At 43.0% G+C, this 19,269-nt stretch carries 17 protein-coding genes; 12 read left to right on the forward strand and 5 right to left on the reverse strand.

The window, feature by feature from the left end:
* The first annotated feature begins 6 nt into the window (after positions 1–6).
* From LX73_RS09780 to dprA, 5 genes are all read left to right on the forward strand, one after another.
* On the forward strand, positions 7–1,974 hold the full coding sequence (locus LX73_RS09780) for a DUF3857 domain-containing protein (protein WP_148899321.1): 1,968 nt from the start codon (positions 7–9) through the stop codon (positions 1,972–1,974).
* Between the two features lie 148 nt (positions 1,975–2,122).
* Positions 2,123–2,779, forward strand: a complete 657-nt coding sequence (gene tsaB / locus LX73_RS09785; protein WP_148899322.1) for a tRNA (adenosine(37)-N6)-threonylcarbamoyltransferase complex dimerization subunit type 1 TsaB — start codon at positions 2,123–2,125, stop codon at positions 2,777–2,779.
* A gap of 284 nt (positions 2,780–3,063) precedes the next feature.
* Positions 3,064–3,915, forward strand: a complete 852-nt coding sequence (gene accD / locus LX73_RS09790; protein ID WP_148899323.1) for an acetyl-CoA carboxylase, carboxyltransferase subunit beta — start codon at positions 3,064–3,066, stop codon at positions 3,913–3,915.
* A 190-nt stretch (positions 3,916–4,105) separates the two neighbouring features.
* Positions 4,106–5,116, forward strand: a complete 1,011-nt coding sequence (gene obgE / locus LX73_RS09795; RefSeq protein WP_148899324.1) for a GTPase ObgE — start codon at positions 4,106–4,108, stop codon at positions 5,114–5,116.
* A complete protein-coding gene (dprA, locus tag LX73_RS09800) occupies positions 5,091–6,233 on the forward strand; it encodes a DNA-processing protein DprA (RefSeq protein ID WP_246138223.1) in 1,143 nt (380 codons plus the stop codon). Before obgE ends, dprA begins: the two co-directional genes overlap by 26 nt.
* A 27-nt stretch (positions 6,234–6,260) precedes the next feature.
* Here the strand turns inward: dprA and LX73_RS09805 are convergent, their stop codons facing one another.
* Complete coding sequence (locus tag LX73_RS09805) at positions 6,261–7,004, reverse strand: MBL fold metallo-hydrolase (RefSeq protein ID WP_148899325.1); 744 nt, start codon at positions 7,002–7,004, stop codon at positions 6,261–6,263.
* Between the two features lie 164 nt (positions 7,005–7,168).
* On the opposite strand from LX73_RS09805, the gene rpoN reads away from it, so the two are divergent.
* Entirely contained in the window at positions 7,169–8,701 is a 1,533-nt protein-coding gene (rpoN, locus tag LX73_RS09810) for an RNA polymerase factor sigma-54 (RefSeq protein WP_148899326.1), read from the forward strand.
* On the opposite strand, the gene LX73_RS09815 is transcribed toward rpoN, so the two are convergent.
* Positions 8,698–10,212 carry a hypothetical protein gene (locus LX73_RS09815; RefSeq protein WP_148899327.1) on the reverse strand — a complete coding sequence of 505 codons (1,515 nt, stop codon included), beginning with the start codon at positions 10,210–10,212 and terminating at the stop codon, positions 8,698–8,700. The two genes, rpoN and LX73_RS09815, sit on opposite strands and share 4 nt — an antisense overlap.
* Before the next feature lie 22 nt (positions 10,213–10,234).
* Positions 10,235–10,711: an Lrp/AsnC family transcriptional regulator gene (locus LX73_RS09820; RefSeq protein WP_148899328.1), complete on the reverse strand. Its 477-nt coding sequence runs from the start codon at positions 10,709–10,711 to the stop codon at positions 10,235–10,237.
* 200 nt (positions 10,712–10,911) lie between these two features.
* On the opposite strand from LX73_RS09820, the gene serS reads away from it, so the two are divergent.
* From serS to LX73_RS09835, 3 genes are read left to right on the forward strand one after another with little or no spacing between them, the layout of a single operon-like run.
* Positions 10,912–12,186, forward strand: a complete 1,275-nt coding sequence (serS, locus tag LX73_RS09825; protein WP_148899329.1) for a serine--tRNA ligase — start codon at positions 10,912–10,914, stop codon at positions 12,184–12,186.
* A gap of 17 nt (positions 12,187–12,203) precedes the next feature.
* Positions 12,204–12,980 carry a DUF432 domain-containing protein gene (locus LX73_RS09830; RefSeq protein WP_148899330.1) on the forward strand — a complete coding sequence of 259 codons (777 nt, stop codon included), beginning with the start codon at positions 12,204–12,206 and terminating at the stop codon, positions 12,978–12,980.
* A gap of 22 nt (positions 12,981–13,002) precedes the next feature.
* Complete coding sequence (locus LX73_RS09835; RefSeq protein WP_148899331.1) at positions 13,003–13,857, forward strand: mechanosensitive ion channel family protein; 855 nt, start codon at positions 13,003–13,005, stop codon at positions 13,855–13,857.
* Here LX73_RS09835 and LX73_RS09840 read toward each other — a convergent pair.
* Positions 13,854–14,075 carry a hypothetical protein gene (locus tag LX73_RS09840; RefSeq protein ID WP_148899332.1) on the reverse strand — a complete coding sequence of 74 codons (222 nt, stop codon included), beginning with the start codon at positions 14,073–14,075 and terminating at the stop codon, positions 13,854–13,856. The two genes, LX73_RS09835 and LX73_RS09840, sit on opposite strands and share 4 nt — an antisense overlap.
* Positions 14,076–14,368: 293 nt before the next feature.
* Entirely contained in the window at positions 14,369–15,361 is a 993-nt protein-coding gene (dusB, locus tag LX73_RS09845) for a tRNA dihydrouridine synthase DusB (RefSeq protein WP_148899333.1), read from the reverse strand.
* A gap of 177 nt (positions 15,362–15,538) precedes the next feature.
* On the opposite strand from dusB, the gene LX73_RS09850 reads away from it, so the two are divergent.
* From LX73_RS09850 to radA, 3 genes are all read left to right on the forward strand, one after another.
* Positions 15,539–16,615 (forward strand): class I fructose-bisphosphate aldolase, encoded by a 1,077-nt coding sequence (locus tag LX73_RS09850; RefSeq protein ID WP_148899334.1) that lies wholly within the window; start codon positions 15,539–15,541, stop codon positions 16,613–16,615.
* 151 nt (positions 16,616–16,766) lie between these two features.
* A complete protein-coding gene (locus tag LX73_RS09855) occupies positions 16,767–17,867 on the forward strand; it encodes a lysylphosphatidylglycerol synthase transmembrane domain-containing protein (RefSeq protein ID WP_246138224.1) in 1,101 nt (366 codons plus the stop codon).
* Positions 17,867–19,237 carry a DNA repair protein RadA gene (gene radA / locus LX73_RS09860; protein WP_148899335.1) on the forward strand — a complete coding sequence of 457 codons (1,371 nt, stop codon included), beginning with the start codon at positions 17,867–17,869 and terminating at the stop codon, positions 19,235–19,237. The genes LX73_RS09855 and radA overlap by 1 nt, the downstream gene beginning before the upstream one ends.
* The last annotated feature ends 32 nt before the right edge of the window (positions 19,238–19,269 follow it).

A 19,269-nucleotide genomic window follows, 5' to 3' on the forward strand; every position in this document is an offset into this window, starting at 1 on the left:
ATTTTGTTGACTCGATTTATTGTTACTACCCTGTTTTTATTTTTTAGTTTGCTGGTGAGTGGACAGGCTCAGCAGTTCCAGGACGCCGAGTTTGGTGTCATACCGGATTCGCTGGCTTCTCTTCAGCTACCGGCAGACTACGCTGATGCTTCCTACATGATCACCAATCAAGAGCGTGATGTTCGATTTCAGGAGGAAGGAAATTCGATTGTAGCCATCATGGATTACCATGTACGGCTTAAGATATTTGATAACTCTAACCCTGAAGCCTCTCTCATAACGATTCCCTATTATTTTGAGAATGATATGGAACAAGTTTCGGATATCAGGGGGTGGACGCATCTGCCTTCCGGGAAACGGGTACCGTTGCAGTCGAAAGATATACGTACGGTTAATATTAATGCCCGTTATAATGTTAAAGAATTTCGGATGCCGTTGGTGCAAGACGGATCTATTCTTGAGTATCGCTATACTATTAAGCGTAAATATATCGAAGAGCTCCCTGATTTTTATTTGTCGCACAGTGTACCAACTGCTGCAGCCAAGACCAGTATTACTTATCCCCGTTATATGCGATACAATGTAATAATGGAGAATAACAGTACTCCCATTCAAAATGATATTGTACTCAGGGATACCAGTTCGGTACCTAAAATTTTTACGATCCCTCAGCCTCTTCCGGTTGTTACTGAACGGTGGATGGCTTACAATATTCCGCCTACTACAAAGAAGAGTTACATTTCTTCGCTGGATGATTATCGTGCCAAGATTAAGTTTATGCTCAGTGAGTTTGGCATTCCAAGGCAGTCATTGGAAAATAGCTGGGCCGTAGCAGTAGCAAGGATGCGGGAGAAGACCAATCCGCTAAAAATTATTACCGAAAATAAGAAAGCACGTGCAGTGGGGGATTCGTTGGCCACCACTTTGGACTTTTCTTCTAATTTGGCTCTGCAAGATAGCATTTATCAGTATTTAAACAGGCGGATGAGTTTTTCGGGAGCACACCATGCATACAGCGAAACAACAGATACCGTTGTCTTGAACGGTAATGCTGCTGATCAAGCGGCTATTAATCAGACGTTGATAGCAATGCTCCGCGGAGCGGGTATTGAGGCTTATCCTGTATTGATTTCAACCAAACAATCGGGCAAAATTAACAAAGATTTTCCTTCGTTCTACCAGTTTAACGGTCAACTGGTACAAACGGTGGTTAACGGGCAATCTTTCTTACTGGATGCCAGTTTTTCTCACGGTCGTCCGGGTCTTATTCCTTTTGACTCCTATAACAGTCCTGGATTATTGTTCAAAACGGATACCTTTGAATGGGTTGATATCGCTCCATCTGCCAGCCGTTTTGATATACAAGTAGCGTTTGATGGGGCACTCAGTAAAAAGGGCACGCTCTCGGGATCACTTGAAATTACAGAAAAAGGGTACCCTGCCAGAGAGGTCCGCCGGCAGCAGGCAAATGGGAAAAATGATGGTGGGATTTTGCGGAGCACACTCTTTGAACGATATCCTGATATGGCTATAGACAGTGCAGAAGTTATCACTGATGTACGGTCAGATAGTGTGGTGTTATCGGGGCAAATTACCATCGAAAATTATGCACAGAGTTTTTCTAATGGACTTGAATATCCTCCGATGCTGGTGGGATATCGGCAAGAAAATCCATTTGAAAGTACAGCTCGTACCTTACCGGTTACGTTGGATGCTCCAGAACGACTCAAGGTTTCGTATTCCATTGCACTCCCGTCAGGGTTTTCTGTTAAGGAAGGAAAGCAAAATCAGTCAATGGGCTTTCCGGGGGCAAAATTCCGGGAACAATATGATATGCAAGCCAATAGGCTAAATTATGGTTATCAGATTAATATTGCTCAAAAGAATTTTTCCACCGCATTATTTCCGCGATTATACGATTTATATGAGCGGTGGGTAGAGCTTAGTAACAGCACGTGGCTCATTGAGCGATAATTACCATACTGAACTTGTTTCACCATCTCCTGCTCTGTAGCTTAAACCACTAAGGAAATTTTAACTGACAGATTTTGAATTAAATTTAGGGTGACACGGGTTTCTCAAAAACCTGCAGATAGTCTTCCTTTAATGGAATAAAACTCATATGCTTTTAGCTTTAGAAACAGCTACAGACGTATGTTCAGTTGCTTTCTGTGATGACAGCGGTACGATTCACGAACGGCGTACAGAGCAGCATGGCTCGCACTCTGAACAGCTTTTTCTTTTTATTGAGGAATTGCAGGAACAGCACAATTTTTCTATTCCTGATTTGGATGCTGTGTTGGTGAGTGAAGGCCCAGGCTCTTATACCGGACTGCGCATTAGTGCCAGCGCTGTTAAAGGCTTGTTATTTCAGGTTGATACCTCTCTCTACGGCATTAATACGCTGGCTTCATTTGCGATGCAGGCGATGGAAAACAGCCTAGCGACACAAACGATCCATAGTATTATTGATGCGCGACGCGTGCATGTCTATCATCAAAAATTTACTGCTGATGAAGGTCTGCATGCTGCTGATGATGTGGAGATTATTCCTATAGAAACATTGGAATCAATGGTACAAAAAGACGATATCATTGTTGGGACGGGCTTAAATCGTATCAATGAGGAAGCTTGTAAAAAAGCTATAACCTTTGGGCCAAAAGTTATTACCGCAAAATCATTAATTGCCTTGTATCAGGATGGATTCTCTGCCTTTGTTAAAAAGGTTGAGCCCGAATCGTTTGAGCCGAAGTATTATACTTCGAATCAGGGAAGCTAAAATAGCTTTGAATTATTCCATATTGCTTGCAAAGTTGTCGAATTGAGGATAGCTACGACTATCATTAGGATACTATTCAGCAATATGGTTTATGGGTTTGAATTTCGCAGCGGTAATAGGGGCTGAATACTGCTTTGTGATTTTACGTAATTGTTCCCACAGCTTAATATTCTTATTAGAATATGTCAGTAGGTGGTATAAAAATCGGGAAAATAAAAGATTTTAGCTTCAGGCCAGAATCGTTATTTTTGGGATCCATTTATAGAAAATGAAAATGACTCTCTATGGCTTGGTTTAAACGTAAAGACAAAAATATACAAACCGATCAGCGAAAAGAGATGCCGGAAGGTGTCTGGGTAAAAGTTCCGAAAACCGGTGAAACGGTGCATCGGCGCGAACTCGAAGACAATCAATGGGTTGATCCGCTGAGTGGATATCACTTTCGTATTGGAAGCGACGAATACTTCTCTTTCCTATTTGATGATGGGGAGTTCGAAGAGATTGGCCAGGATATTGTCCCCACCGACCCGCTGGAGTTTGAAGATCGCAAGAAATACAGCGATCGTCTTGACGAGTATCAGGAAAAAACAGGTCAAAGTGATGCGGTACGTGTTGGTATCGGCAAGATGAACGACCTGGATGTAGTTATTACCTGTATGGATTTTAGTTTTATTGGTGGTAGTATGGGCTCAGTGGTAGGTGAACGTATTGCCATGGCCATTGATCATGCTCGTGAAAATGAGCGCCCCCTTATTATTATTTCACAATCCGGCGGTGCCCGAATGATGGAAAGTGTGTTGAGCCTGATGCAGATGGCAAAGACATCGGCCAAACTGGCACAGCTCGAAGAATCAGGTGTGCCTTATATTTCGCTGATGACCAATCCCACCACCGGAGGTGTTACGGCTAGTTTTGCGATGCTTGGTGATTTTAATATTGCTGAGCCGGAGGCACTTATCGGTTTTGCCGGTCCGCGCGTTATCCGTCAAACTATTGGTCGTGATCTGCCCGACGGGTTTCAGCGTTCGGAATATTTGCTTGAACACGGCTTTTTGGATTTCATTACGCCGCGTAACCAGATAAAAGGCAAGCTTACCAACTTGATCAAGATCCTTCTCCACAAGCACGAAAAATAACCATAGAGAACACTGTTGGTTTTGCAGGGTGAGGTATATTGATTGATTCGGCTGGTTAATGAGCAGCTAGCCGAAATTGTAGAATCTGAGACTGTGTATTAACCCAATAGGAATCATGGTTTTTACGGTGGTAACACGCGGCGCCATCTTTACAATAAATTGAATAACTTTATTATCGAAGATCTCTGATATGGGACGAGTACAGTTTGCTGATTATGCAAAAATTTATGTGACCGGCGGTGACGGCGGTGATGGTTCGGTACATTTTCGCAGGGAAAAATATGTACCTCGTGGTGGCCCCGACGGTGGTGATGGAGGTGATGGCGGTGATGTAATTTTACGTGGTAACGAACAGCTGAACACGCTGTTGGATCTCCGTTATCGTAAGTATGTAAATGCTGAAGATGGTAGCAGGGGCGGGCCTTCGAAGAAAAAAGGAAAGTCTGGGGAAGATGAAATTCTGGAAACTCCCATGGGATGCGTGGTCTATGATGCCAATACTGAAGAGCGTCTCGGAGAAATTACTGAACACGAGCAGGAGATTGTAGTTGCTAAGGGTGGCGACGGCGGATTGGGAAATTGGCATTTTCGTACTTCTACTGATCAAGCACCTCGAAAGGCAGAAGATGGCAAGGCCGGAGAGGAACGAACTATTGAAATTGAGCTCAAGCTTATTGCTGATGTAGGTCTTGTAGGGTTCCCCAATGCGGGTAAGAGCACGCTTCTTTCCACTATGTCGGGTGCTAAACCGAAGATTGATTCTTATCCCTTTACTACGCTGCAGCCAAACTTAGGAGTGGTAACTATGCCTGATTACCGTACGTTTGTGATGGCAGATATCCCCGGCATTATTGAAGAAGCGCACGAGGGACGCGGCCTTGGGATTCAGTTTTTGCGGCATATCGAACGCAATAACCTGCTGCTTTTTATGGTGAGCTCACAGCAGGATATTGAATATGAATATGAGGCGCTTCTTGATGAATTGAGGTCATATCGCGCAGATTTACTGGACAAACCGCGCATTCTGGCGATCACAAAAATGGATTTGCAGGAAGACTATCAGCTGGATGCAGAAAAAAGTGTTGATTTAGATATCCCGGTAGTTGAAATTTCGTCTGCAACCAACTACCATATAGATGAACTAAAAGAGATCATCTGGGAAAAATTACAAGACATTGAATCTACAAGAGAAGACGTATGAGCCGCCGGTAAGAGAGTTTGTTGCCCTTCATCTGATGGACAATCTGGGTGCACAGCGTATCCGTCGGTTGTTACAATCCGTTGAGCATCCCCAGCTAATTTTTCGTTTGGAGCGTCATGAGCTTACTTCTATTCGTGGTATTGGTCCAAAGACGGCCGATGAAGTGCTGGCATTTAACCAGTGGGACGAAGTGGACCGAATCCTCGAAAAGACTGATCAGACCGGCGCACAGATTATGACTTATTGGGATAATGACTATCCCGAGTTGCTGCGCCAAATTTACGATCCGCCTCTTATTTTATGGATTAAAGGTAACCGATCGGTATTGAATACGGATGCTATCTCTATTGTGGGCACCCGCAAGGCGGGGAAGTATGCACTTAAGATGGCCGATAAGTTTGCCAAAGGATTGGTAGAGCACGATCTAACGGTCGTTAGTGGTTTGGCCTATGGCGTAGATGGTGCGGCTCACAAAGCAACTGTGGAAGCCGGTGGTAAAACGGTGGCCGTGCTGGGATCGGGCATCGACTGGATTTATCCAAGTGATCACAAAGGATTAGCTTCGAGTATCGTCAAGACAGGTGGGGCAGTGATATCTGAATTTCCGCTGGGTACAGCTCCCGAAATGGGTAATTTTCCGGTTCGCAACCGTATTGTCAGCGGTATGAGTTTGGGCAGCTTGGTTGTTGCTTCGGGTATAGACGGCGGCAGTATGATTACGGCAAAATCCGCGCTGGATCAAAACCGTGAAGTATTTGTGGTTCCTCATCCGGTGGGGCATCCCAATGCTATTGGTTGCAACAGCCTGATCAAGCGCGGGATGGGCAAGCTGGTACAAAATGTGGAGGATATCCTTGCTGAGACTAAGGCACATATTGAAAAGGAGAAAGACTCAGAAGCAAAGGCAGAGCAAGTTAAAGAAAAGAAGTGGAGGTCTCGTGAGTTGGATGAGCTCTCTGTTCTAATTTGTGAGTCGCTCGAAGAAAAGCCGCTACATATTGATGATATGGCAGATAAATTACAGATGCAGACACACGAACTGATGCCCAAGCTGCTGGAGCTTGAAATGGAGGACTGTGTTCATCAAACGGCCGGCAAAAATTTTGAGTTGGTCTGAATTTCCCTACTAAAATTTATTAGAGATTTATTCATACCAGTTCCGTAGCCGAACGTCAATCTGTTTATTTTTAGCATTTACCAACTGTTTAAACTGTTTTATATCCTGCCCGCGATAATGATAGGGGTATACAATAGCTGGCGCAAAATCGATCACAGCATCAGCCGCTTGTTGCACATCCATAGTATAGGGTAAATTCATGCACACAAAGGCAATATCAATATTTTTGAGTGCACGCATTTCAGGAGTACCTTCAGTATCACCTGAAATATATATTTTGTCGCTATTATCACTAATTAGGTACCCAATTCCATCTCCTTTGGCGTGATACTTTTTCTTACTCGGTGGTAAATTGTACATAGCCACTGCCCGGATATTAATTCCCAATAGATGAGTCTGTTCCCCGTTTCCCAGCACTGTAATTTGATTAGAAAATTTGTTTGGTAAGGCATCAGCAACAGTTTGGGGAACAATGAGCTGGGCATTTTCAGTATCCAGTGCATCGAGTGTTTCAATGCTTAGATGATCCCCATGAGTATGGGTAATCAATATGATATCGGGTTTATCCAACCCATCAAAAGCACTGGCACTGCCCACAGGGTCAACATATATGTCGGTTCCATTTCTGCTCATTACCAGCGTTCCGTGCTGAATCGGTTGAACAGTGAGCGAATCATTTAGGGTTTTAATTTGGTCGGCCGTGGGACGCTGGGCCTGTACTTGTAGGCTAACAAAACATAATAGGATAACAAGGGTAGAAAAAAACTTCATAATAACTGGGTTTAATAGGCTAATTTTACCGTTATAAAATCATGGTACAATTTTTGCCTTCATTCATTAAATAGTATCTTCATTAAACATAGCTCGCTAAAGTGGCTAAATTTTGCCATTGGGCCTCTTTTTGAAGGATTTGTAATAACCAGCAATTGTTAAATATGCTTAAGAGCAGTCAAAATCAACAGATGAATCAGCAACAGTCGCAGCAACAGCGGCTGTCGCCCCAGCAGATCCAGTATATAAAATTGTTGCAGCTGCCGACGGTGGCTCTGGAGGAAAGAATTAAGGAGGAGTTGGAAGAGAATCCCTTGCTGGAAGAAGGAGAAGATGAAGGTTTGTCGGATGAATTTGAACAGTTTGATGAAGATCAACCACAGTCGGAACAAGATGATGAGCTGGAGCCGGTGGATGAAAATGAGGAGATCGACTGGGATGAATATATGGAAAATACCGAGTATGACGGTGAAAATTATGGTAGCAGTCGCGGGTACAGTGGAGGCGGAGATGAAAGCTGGCGTGATTTGCCCAATCCGTATCATGAGTCACTGCTCGAAGAGCTGGAACAACAGGTTGGGCTGCTTAATTTGAATGAGGAACAGAAGTTAATTGCAGATCAAATTCTAGGCTCGCTGGATGAAGACGGCTATTTTCGACGTGAAATTGAGGCTGTGGTGGACAATATAGCGTTCAACCATGGTACATTAACGGATGCCGAGGAGGTAGAAAAAGTACGAAAGCAGATTCAGCAGCTTGACCCGCAAGGTATTGCTTCGCGGGATCTACGTGATTGCCTGTTGACTCAATTGGAGCTTAGTGAGGAAGATTCGGAGGCAAAGCAGCTGGCCATTAAAATGTTGCGTGATCATTGGAATTTGTTTGAGAAAAAACATTTTTCAAAGCTTAAAAATAGGCTTGATACTGACAGTGAGATGTTGAAGGAGGTTTTTGAGGTGGTCAAAGGATTGGATCCCAAGCCGGGTGGCACAGGTAATGCAGTGGATGACACTAAAAATTATATTGAACCGGATTTTGAAGTTCGTTATCAGCCGCCGACTGTGGATGAGGAGGATCCCGATGAAGAGGGAGATTTTATTATTGAGCTTAATGATGGCAATGTGCCTCCGCTACGTATTTCTCCGAGGTATAAGAAAATGTGGAATGAATTAAAAGACGAAGATAGCGATCGGAAACAGAAGAAAGAAACCAAGAGCTTTATTAAGAGTAAAATGGAGTCGGCCCAATGGTTTATTGATTCTATTCGCCAGCGGCAAAATACACTGATGAATACGATGCAGACTATTGTAGCACTGCAAGAAGAGTTCTTTAAGCACGGTGAGGGACTAAAGCCAATGATACTGAAAGATATTGCAGATCGTGTTAATCTGGATATTTCAACTATTTCGCGAGTGGTTAACGGCAAATATGTGCAAACACATTTTGGGGTTTTTGAGCTTAAATATTTTTTCAGTGAAGCCCTTGAGACCACCACTGGTGAAGAAGTATCCAGTCGGGAAGTTAAAAATGCCGTTCAGAATATTGTGGACAATGAAGATAAACAAAGCCCCTTGAGTGATAAGGCTATAGCTGATAAGCTCAAAGAGCAGGATTATAAAGTGGCACGCCGCACAGTCAGTAAATACAGAGAGAAATTAAATATTCCCGTCGCTCGACTTCGTAAACAGATCGCCTAGAGACTTACTGTAAGGCTTAGCACGTCTTTAAGGTAATTGTTACTAATTACCCAAATTAACCCTGTAAGAATCAGCCCTACGTAAATTACGATAGTACTCGAAAGATAAAGCAGTCGGCGCGATCGATTAAATGTTACCACATCAAGAGCAGTAATAATAAAGCAGCTGATCTGAAGTAAAATGGCACAAACAGTACAGCTTATAATTATAAAAGTTCCGCTACCGCTGGTAAAAAATACAACTGCTAAGGTTATTAACAGGAGGTTAATATGCAACGGCCATGAATAAAGTGTTGCCAGCTGTGAAGGAGAACTAAGTTGTTTCCCAGTGAGAGATAACCACAATATGCTAATTACAGCAATAGCCAGGCTTATTATTGAAATCCAGAATCCAAGACCCAAAGCGGAAGTCCCCAATGTTGCTGCTCCGGGCAGATGATGGAAGAAAGCCGAAAGTCCACTAGGGTTTGTAAGTGTTTTTACAGAGATATACGTGCCAATAATAAGAGCACAAGCGTTTTGAAAAAGTAGTATGATGGCCGGTGTCGGCGTTCGGAAATGGCGTTTAGCTACGTCATTAACAAAAAATTGATGGCCGGTAAAGTAGCGGAAAAGCGATTTTCTATATATGGGGCTTGCCCGATAGTGCAGGCCAACGGACAGCCAGATAATGAGCAATAATATCACCACTGAGGAGGATGATTTTGGAGCAGGGATACTACGATTGGGCAGGGGAAAAACAATATCCTTTTTTTGGGTAAGGGATTGAAAAGTCGATTTCGATTGGGGAAAAGATTTCAACATTGAAAGCAGCCAATCATCTTTTACCAGAATAGTAGGCATCTCGGTGGATTTGGGGGTAGCTTCAATCACCTTTTTGAAAGGTAACAGGTAATCCTGTAATGATGCTGAAGGTATGTAGTGGTAGCCCTTAATTAACGGATGCGGAGAAACCGAAAGTTTATCTAGGTTTTTAGAACTGACGACAAGTTCGCGAATCATAAAATCAACGGGTAATTCATGGGACGGCAGTGCTTGGTCGGGACTTAAAATTCCGTAGATATCAACATCAGCAACATTTTTTATTTGATTAATGAAGGGAGCAATAGCAGCTTGAAATGATTGCCGATGGATGGCCCCGTATGAAAACAACCCGATACTCTTAACAGAGGGCTGAGAGATAAGAGCAGAAATTTTCTGCTGAAACTGTTGTATAGATACCGAATCGGTACTCGAGAATGTATAGGTTAGTGGATAGCGAACATTGAGTTGTCCGTAAACAGTTAATTGAAGGCTGTCAATTTTTGTCCAGACTGCCGAAGGTAGCGGTGGAGAAACCTCGAGAATAGAAATTCCTATGTCGTTGAATTGTTCAAGTTCTTGTAATGCTACTTCAGTTTTTTGGGGAGGATCCCACCGAACGCCAAGCTGATGTTGCGCTTTGGAAATAGATGTTCCAACTATAATCAGAAAGAAGCAAAGTAACAGGCCGCGAAAATTAAAATACGCCAATGTACAAGAAGGAAATGAGAGGTTATTTAGGGTCAAATGTTTTTTCAATAGGCAGTGTTGTGGTCTCTTTAAAGCTGCTCAAAACAACGTTCGACCGACTTTTGCTTACTCCATTCCACGACTGTAAGCGAGAAAGTAATTTTTCGAAAGAGGCCGTATTTTCAGTACGAATTTTTAAAATATGAGAACCGTCCCCAGTAATAGAATGACATTCTAGTATTTCAGGCTCGGAACAGGCTTTGTCAACAAATTTTGAGTAATTATCAGAACCGTCAACCTCTACGAAAACGAAAGCAGTGATATCAAACTTGAATTTTTTTGAGTCCAGAATAGCACGATATTCCTGGATCAGTTCTTTATCTTCCAGCTTTCGCATTCGCTCAGAAACAGACGGAACGGATAAGTGCACAATGTCAGCTAACTTATTGCGTTGAGAACGCCCGTCTTCTTGCAGGTGTTTCAGAATTTTAATATCAATTTCATCAAGTCCTTTAGCCATTGGGAAATATTTTTCCTTAATTTTCTATGATTTGTTAAAAATAACTTTAAATAATTAGGACTTCAATTCATTTTATGTATAAATGATTGTTAAGAAAAAGCAATCTAAAAGTTGTGAAAATAGGGTTTTAAAGTTCAAACATTTCACAAAACTCTTTTATCTTTAGCTAAACCAATATCGATTAAAAATATCCAAGAAGAATGCTAGACGTTACATATATCCGCCAAAATGCCGAAAAAGTAAAGCAGGCAATGCAAAATAAAGGGGAGTCCGAAACTAAAGTTGTGGATAAAATTATCGACGTGGATAAAAAATGGCGTTCGCTTGTAGAAGAAACGGATGAATTGCGGGCAGAGAGCAATACCAAAGCCCAGAAAATTGGGGAGCTGATGGGCAGCGGCAATAAAGAAGAAGCCCAGGAGATGATTAAATATACTAGTGAGTTAAAGGAAAAAATTCAGGATAAGGAAAAAGATTTACGTTCCGCCAAGGAAGAGCGCGACGAGCTGTTGCTCCGCATTCCCAATGTGCCGCACAAATCGGTACCGGTAGGCCAGACCGAAGATGACAACGAGGTGTTTAAAACATGGGGTGATCCTGTGGAAGAAGAGTGGCGCAAGCCGCATTGGAAGTTGGTTGAAGATGCCGAATGGATTGATTTTGAGCGCGGAGCCAAAGTAACGGGAGCAGGGTTCCCGTTTTATAAGGGGGCGATAGCTAAACTGCAGCGGGCACTTATTAATTATTTTTTGAATAAGGCAGAAGAGCAGGGCTATACCGAGTTGCAGGTTCCATATTTTGTGAACGAAGATTCGGCCAGAGGTACGGGACAAATTCCCGACAAGGAAGATATGATGTACGAAATACCTCGAGATGATTTTTTCATGATTCCTACTGCCGAAGTCCCGGTTACTAATTTCCACCGTGATGAGATTTTGCCTAAAGAAGAGCTGCCGGTCTATTATGCTGCTTACACACCGTGTTGGCGCCGTGAGGCTGGTTCATATGGTAAAGATGTACGAGGACTTAATAGGCTACATCAGTTTGACAAAGTAGAATTAGTAAAGCTTGTCCATCCTGAAACTGCTTACGATGAGCTGGAAAAACTGCTTGGATATGCCGAATCACTGCTCGAAAGTCTGGGTATTCCGTACCGAACCCTGTTAATGTGTACTGGTGATATGGGATTTACGCAGACTAAGAAATATGATCTCGAGGTCTGGAGTCCGGGTCAACAGCAGTGGCTGGAAGTGAGCTCGTGCTCGAATTTTGGAGGCTTCCAGGCGCGGCGGATGATGCTTCGGTACAGGAAAGATAACGGAGACACAGAAATATTACACACACTTAACGGTTCGGGATTGGCACTGCCCCGTGTAGTAGCAGCTATTTTAGAAATTTATCAGCAAAAGGATGGAAGTGTAGAAGTGCCTGAGGTACTACAGCCATTTTTGGGAACCAAGGTTCTAACACCATAGAAATAAAAATTACTATTATGCAGGATATTTGGGGAAAGGTTCAGTTGGCCGAAGGAGAGATTCATTATTTTGAGGTTGGTGATTTGCATCTCTGGTGCACTTATAGCGATCAGGAGGTTTGGCTTGCATCCGCATATTCTAGTGAGCTACCCGATAATATTTCTGAAGAGCATCCTCCTGATGAGGTCTCATGGTCAAGGTGGGCAACGAGAAATAATGCTAACAAAATTGAAATTCAGCCGGTATTTCCTGATCTCTCGCTGGTTGTGAATTCCGAATATGCGCTTAAGGTAAGTCCTGATACGCAAATTGAGATATTTGCTCGCATTCCAATTTGGATACGAATATCAATTGCTGAGAATGATTATCAGCTTACAGAATTGCCTACTGTTTTGCTATCGCGGACATGGTTTGGCACCTTTACAGAAGGCGAGCTCTGTTATTATGCTACAACCAAAGCCCGTAGAACCTTGGCAGGTATAGATAAAAAACCGTATTTGGTAAGTTGCCCGATTACGATATCCAATAAGTCAGCTACGGTACTCGATTTCGAAGATTTTTGTTTCCGCGTTGAGCGATTGGGTATGTATAAATATGAAGAAGAGTTATGGGCAGATGAAACAAAAATTATTTTTCACGGTGAAGAAAGCAATAGCGATGTGATTATGACCGGTAAACTTCCACAAGGTATCAAAAGCGAACAGGCGGTAGCTACGCCACGCAAAAAAATTCAGAAGAGTTTAGCCACACGTACCTTTAAACGTCTAATTGAAGACACTTTTACACTGAGCTGATAATATACTATATCAAAAAATTATGTTCGATTTGGAGCAATATATATCTGAAGAAATGCTGCATACTATCTTTTCTGTTGCAGTAATAATCGTCGTTTGCCTACCAATCTTGTTTATTGTTCGGGGATGGGCGAAGCGATTTTTCACGAAGAAATATACCCCTCATTACGGCATGCTAGCCAGTAAGTTAGTGTTCTATTCGGGACTTATTGTTGTGGTAGTTACTGTAATGGGACAGCTGGGTATCAGTTTGGCACCGTTGTTGGGAGCAGCAGGTATTGTGGGTGTGGCACTGGGCTTTGCGTCTCAAACCAGTGTATCGAATATTATCAGCGGTTTGTTCCTGATTGCAGAACAACCGTTCAAGGTTGATGATATTATTACTATAAATACCACTACCGGTATTGTAATGTCGATTGATGTGCTGTCGGTAAAGTTGCGCACTTTTGATAATAAGTTTGTGCGCATACCAAACGAAATGATCATCAAGACAGAGGTTACGAATTTGACACGGTTTCCCATTCGCCGATTTGATGCAAAAGTTTCGGTAGCCTATAAAGAAAATATCGGTCGCGTACGTGAGCTGTTGTTGGAGGTAGCTAGAAATAATGAATACTCGTTAAGTGAGCCAGAACCACAGATTATTTTTGATGCTTTTGGCAGTTCTTCTATTAACCTGGATTTTAGAATTTGGGCACCTGCAGATGATTGGTTACTAGTTAAAAATACCATTCAGGAAGAGGTGAAGGCTAAGTTTGACGAAGAAGGTATTGAGATACCATTTCCTCATGTATCATTTTATACTGGTTCCGACTCTACAGCATTACCCGTGGAGGTTCTTACTAAGACCAAAGATCAAAATCCGGGCGATGATTAGTAATATCTGCCGGTATTTTTTTGTGTAGTAAAGATTCGGTAGATCAGGTAGATTCCAGCCGCTGCCAAGAGAATAACTATCACTGTTCCCCAAAAGATATAGGCTAGGTAAGGCACGAGTATCACACAAAGAATGCTCACAATAAATCGAACAGGATTAGAATAAAAGCTGTAAGCATTAAACCCGATGGTAAGAAGACGAAGAAATCGCTGCCACATGATAATATAAAGTTGTTGCCAATTCATTCCGGCATACGAAGAGAAGAGCTAAAAGATTCATCCTGAGGTAGAGATGAGAACTGGTATGGGGGGCGAAACTTTTTAGATACACCTTAATAATCAGGACTCCGGCCAGAGTAAAATTATTTTTATACCCAAGTGTGGATGCCTGGGAAGTGGTGGGTTTTGTATTGTTGAATTAAGTTTTCACACTTGATTCATACTTGGTGTATTAAAAAACGAGGATCTTATCCTGTTCCGAATTATTCGAATCAGGATTTAAGTTTAACATGCTAGGAAGCCACTGCAAATACCTCTTCCTCCATATATTCTTTCAGAAGATCAATGATAGGCTGCATCTCTTTTTCTTCCATGATGTTGCCGCGCAGCTGACGACTGTTGTGCATGCCCTTTAGATATTTACCATAGTGTTTTTTCATGACGATGACACCATAGCGTTCGCCGTGATGATCGACAGAGCGGCGAAGCTGGTCGATACACAAGTTGAGACGATCTTCAACAGAAGGTTCCGGCAGCAGCTCACCTGTTTCGATGTAATGGCGCGACCGTTCAAAAATCCAAGGATTGCCAATCGCACCGCGGCCGATCATCACACCGTCAACGCCGGTTTCGTCGAACATGCGTTTGGCATCTTCGGGGGAGGTAACATCGCCATTGCCAATAATGGGTATTTCGAGCCCCTTGGTGTTTTTAAGCTTCTTAAGCCACTCCCATTGGGCATCTCCCTTATACTTTTGATTTCGGGTGCGGGCGTGAACAGTTAGCGCTTTGATACCAAGATCTTGCAACATCAGAGCTGCTTCCTGTATACGAATACTTTTATAGTCCCAGCCCAGCCGCGTTTTGACGGTAACAGGCCGATCTGAAACAGCATCGACTACCGATCCCGCCATACTTTCCATTAAATCCATATCTTTGAGACAGGCACAGCCAGCTCCTTTTTTGACTATATTATAGACGGGACATCCAAAATTGATATCTACCACATCGGCATCATGCTCTTCGGCTGCTTGGGCAGCGCCTTCCATAGCTTCTTCGCGTCCGCCAAAAATTTGCACGCCGAAGGGACGTTCTTCCTCACTGAAATCCATCTTGTGCATTGCCTGTTTGGTATCGCGAATAATAGCTTCAGAGCTAATAAATTCGGTATAGACAATGCTGGCCCCTTTTCGCCGGCACATCATGCGAAAAGGGGAATCCGTTACATTTTCCATCGGTGCCAAAAGAATAGGCTTATTACCTAAATCAATATTGCCAATCTTCATAGAAGGTACTGTTTTGTAAATAATTTTCTTGTTGGTAAAAATACCAATTTTTTTGTTAAGATCGAGATAGCTTTGTTTAGTTGAAAAGGCTGTGGGTAGTACTAGTCATTTGATATTTTATCACTTATATTTACGATCTATAAACTAAAATTTAGATGAAAAAAGCGGGATACTGTCATGGCAATAGCATCAAAAAGTATTGAAGAACTTCTCGGAGATGAGGCTGAGGATTTACTGACTCATGAATGTGAAACGATTCCCAAAGACAAGCTGCATGTTCCAAGTTCATCTTTTGTGGATGACGTGTTTATGCAGACGGATCGGAATCCTCGTGTCCTCAAAAATTTGCAGGCGCTCTTAGATCATGGACGGTTGGGCGGTACGGGGTACGTTTCTATTCTGCCCGTTGACCAGGGAATTGAACATTCGGCAGGTGCCTCTTTTGCTCCTAATCCTGATTATTTTGATCCCGAAAATATTTTAAAGCTTGCTATTGAGGGCGGATGCAATGGTGTGGCTACCACATTTGGTGTGTTGGGATCGGTAGCGCGCAAATATGCTCACAAAATTCCATTTATTGTGAAGCTCAATCATAATGAGCTGATGACATATCCCAACAATTATAATCAAATTATGTTTGGTACGGTCGATCGTGCTTTTGATATGGGCGCTACTGCAGTTGGTGCTACTATCTATTTTGGGTCTCAGGAATCAAGTCGTCAGATTCAGGAAGTAGCACGTGCCTTTGAGCGGGCGCACGAACTTGGAATGGCTACCATCCTTTGGTGCTACACCAGAAATTCTGCATTTAAAGTTGATGGTACAGATTATCATTCTGCGGCTGACCTAACCGGGCAGGCTAATCATCTGGGAGTTACTATCCAGGCGGATATCGTAAAACAAAAACAGCCCACCTTAAACGGCGGTTATCGAGCGCTCAACAAAGGTGATTCTTCGTATGGTAAGTTGGATGAAGATATTTATGATGAGCTTTCCAGTGACCATCCAATAGACTTAACCCGTTACCAAGTAGCGAATAGTTATATGGGACGTTCCGGGCTAATAAATTCCGGTGGTGCGTCTGGCGACAATGATTTTGAACAGGTGATTCGAACAGCAGTGATTAACAAACGTGCCGGAGGTATGGGACTCATTACCGGCCGAAAGGCATTTCAGCGACCCATGGAAGAAGGTATCCGTATTTTAAACTTTATCCAGGATGTATATCTGGATGATGATATTACGGTAGCATGATCAAACCCATTTTGGAAAGGCCTTATGGGACAACGCTCATGAGGCCTTTCTCTATAAAACTGTTTGCCACAGCATACGGTACATAAATGGCTCGCAATTTCCGCTCCTATTTGATATTAAGCGGTATCTCTTTAACAATTATCTACTCTTCTTGCCTGATAACGAACGCCAAATAGAAGAAAATCCCCAAAAGTATTTTTCCAAAAAATACCTGGTGATATCAATTGGGTTGAGTATCGCCACTATGGCTTTTCTGATATACCTGACTTATACGCCGGGGGTACTGAAGCATTTGAAACCCAAGCGATTGCCGGGTATTGTTCTAGCGGTAATTGTGTCTTTCTTACGGCTCTGGTTTTCGGCGGCCAAGATTCGATATCTCTCCGAAAAAGTGCTGGGATGGATGGCCTCGTTTCGAGTGATGTTAAGCTGGGATTTTACCTCATCTATTACACCTTCAACAATTGGCGGAGCTCCGATGGCCACCTATGCAATGACCAAAGAAGGTTTTAACTTTGGCCAATCAACTGCCATTATTCTCTACAGTGTACTGCTCGATCAGCTTTGGTTTGCCGTGGCTGTACCCATCCTACTTGTTTCAGGCCTGTTCTTCGAAGTGGTACCTAACAATACCGGGATGGTGGGGCATGCCTCGATGGCGCTGTTATATATAGGTTTGCTAAGTTATGCCGGACTGATGGCCTACGGAGTGCTTAAAAATCCCAATGCCATCAAAAAAGTTGTAAACTTTGTTTTCAAGCTTCCGTTTTTAAAAAAATGGAAAGACAATGTGGCTGATGAGGTGGATAATCTTGTTGAGTATTCTCACGAACTGCGCAAGAAACCAACCAGCTTTTTATTAAAAGCATTCTTCTTATCTACCATGTCATGGTTGTGCCGAATAGCCCTGCCTACTATTGTAGTACTTAGCTTACTTCCCGCTGATGTTATTTTATCAGTGCTTCGGAGTTTAGCTATGAATCTGGCATTCTTGATTATGCCCACACCTGGCGGCAGTGGAGGGGTAGAGGGACTTTTTGCCATATTTCAGGGTCCACTCATAGACCGGAAGGCTTTTATCGGGCTGGCTGTATTTGCATGGCGTGTAATTAGTTACTATATCACTGTGGGGCTGGGAATGATGGCTACAACTTGGTATATAAACCGTTCAGTTGTGGAGCTGAAAAGCGATGACAACGATTCTCAAGAGTTAGATGCAAGTGATACTTCATCTTCAAAATCAGTAGAGTAATGCCTAAAGATCGCCTTCAATATGTTTGCGGAGATTGTGGACATACTTCAACCAAGTGGCTGGGGAACTGCCCAAATTGTGGAGCGTGGCATACTTTCAAAAAGTACAAGGTTGAGCGAAAAACAAAGTCAGAAAAAGAGCATAAGGGTAAGGTTGACGGACTCAAAGATTCGCAGCCACCTCAAAAGCTCGACGAAATTGATACCGAATCCCAAGAGCGATTTTTAAGTAACATCCAGGAATTTGATCGCGTACTCGGCGGCGGATTTGTTTCCGGATCATTTGTACTTATTGGAGGAGATCCGGGCATTGGCAAAAGTACGCTTACGCTGCAAATTGGAGAAGCAAATTCCGATTTAGAAATTCTTTATTGTGCCGGTGAAGAATCGGCCGCACAAATTAAGCAGCGCGCCGAGCGGGTGGGAGTGAGCTCAGATAATTTTTATATCTACACTGATACAGATATTAATAAGGTGCTAAACGAAGCCCAGAAGCTAGATCCTGATTTACTAATTGTTGACTCTATTCAGACCGTTTATCGCACTGAACTGACAAGTATGGCCGGCAGTGTGCAGCAGGTGAAAGAATGTGCAGCTTTGCTACAGCAGCTAGCTAAGAAGCAGGATATTACAACGCTGGTAATCGGTCATGTTACGAAAAAAGGTGATATCGCGGGACCACGCGTATTGGAACATATGGTAGATACAGTGCTGCAGTTCGAAGGTGATAGTAATTATAACTACCGTATGCTGCGGAGTATTAAAAATCGATTTGGCCCGGCGCAAGAGGTAGGGGTATTTGAGATGAAAGAATCTGGTTTGATTGACGTACTGAACCCCTCGCAGCTTTTTCTCTCAGAATATGACAGCAAGGTCAGCGGTAATGCTGTAATTTGTTCGATTGAAGGTTCGCGTCCGCTGCTGGTTGAAGTACAGGCCTTGGTTACGCCCAGCAATTACGGCACGCCGCAGCGAACGGCTAATGGATTTGATTATAAAAGACTTTCGTTGCTACTGGCAGTATTAGAAAAACGGGGTGGCTACCAGTTTTCCGGGCAGGATGTGTATTTAAACATCGCCGGTGGATTAAATATTAACGATCCCGCTGCAGATCTTGGCGTAATGCTGGCACTGGTATCCAGCCTGTTGGATACTCCAATTTCCGATGAAATGGCCTTTCTGGGAGAAGTGGGACTGGGCGGAGAAGTGCGGGCGGTGAATAAAGTTGATCACCGTCTGGGCGAAATACAAAAACTCGGTTTTGAGCACGCCATCGTGCCGAAGGGTAACAAGCCGCAGAGCGTAGAAGGGTTAAATGTTATGGAAGTCACAAATATTATGAGTTCCATAAAAAAAGCCCTTCAAGATTAACTAAAGAGCTTTTCTATAAAAAAGTCGTTTTT

The sequence above is a fragment of the Fodinibius salinus genome (genome assembly GCF_008124865.1).
In the GTDB taxonomy this organism is placed as follows: domain Bacteria; phylum Bacteroidota; class Rhodothermia; order Balneolales; family Balneolaceae; genus Fodinibius; species Fodinibius salinus.

Excerpts from the sequence above, each read along its gene's own strand:
- rpoN (WP_148899326.1), top strand. The coding sequence starts at position 7,169 with ATGCTTAAGAGCAGTCAAAATCAACAGATGAATCAGCAACAGTCGCAG.
- serS (WP_148899329.1), top strand. The coding sequence starts at position 10,912 with ATGCTAGACGTTACATATATCCGCCAAAATGCCGAAAAAGTAAAGCAG.
- LX73_RS09820 (WP_148899328.1), bottom strand. The coding sequence starts at position 10,711 with ATGGCTAAAGGACTTGATGAAATTGATATTAAAATTCTGAAACACCTG.
- tsaB (WP_148899322.1), top strand. The coding sequence starts at position 2,123 with ATGCTTTTAGCTTTAGAAACAGCTACAGACGTATGTTCAGTTGCTTTC.
- accD (WP_148899323.1), top strand. The coding sequence starts at position 3,064 with ATGGCTTGGTTTAAACGTAAAGACAAAAATATACAAACCGATCAGCGA.
- LX73_RS09835 (WP_148899331.1), top strand. The coding sequence starts at position 13,003 with ATGTTCGATTTGGAGCAATATATATCTGAAGAAATGCTGCATACTATC.
- dusB (WP_148899333.1), bottom strand. The coding sequence starts at position 15,361 with ATGAAGATTGGCAATATTGATTTAGGTAATAAGCCTATTCTTTTGGCA.
- obgE (WP_148899324.1), top strand. The coding sequence starts at position 4,106 with ATGGGACGAGTACAGTTTGCTGATTATGCAAAAATTTATGTGACCGGC.
- radA (WP_148899335.1), top strand. The coding sequence starts at position 17,867 with ATGCCTAAAGATCGCCTTCAATATGTTTGCGGAGATTGTGGACATACT.
- LX73_RS09805 (WP_148899325.1), bottom strand. The coding sequence starts at position 7,004 with ATGAAGTTTTTTTCTACCCTTGTTATCCTATTATGTTTTGTTAGCCTA.
- LX73_RS09830 (WP_148899330.1), top strand. The coding sequence starts at position 12,204 with ATGCAGGATATTTGGGGAAAGGTTCAGTTGGCCGAAGGAGAGATTCAT.
- LX73_RS09850 (WP_148899334.1), top strand. The coding sequence starts at position 15,539 with ATGGCAATAGCATCAAAAAGTATTGAAGAACTTCTCGGAGATGAGGCT.
- LX73_RS09840 (WP_148899332.1), bottom strand. The coding sequence starts at position 14,075 with ATGTGGCAGCGATTTCTTCGTCTTCTTACCATCGGGTTTAATGCTTAC.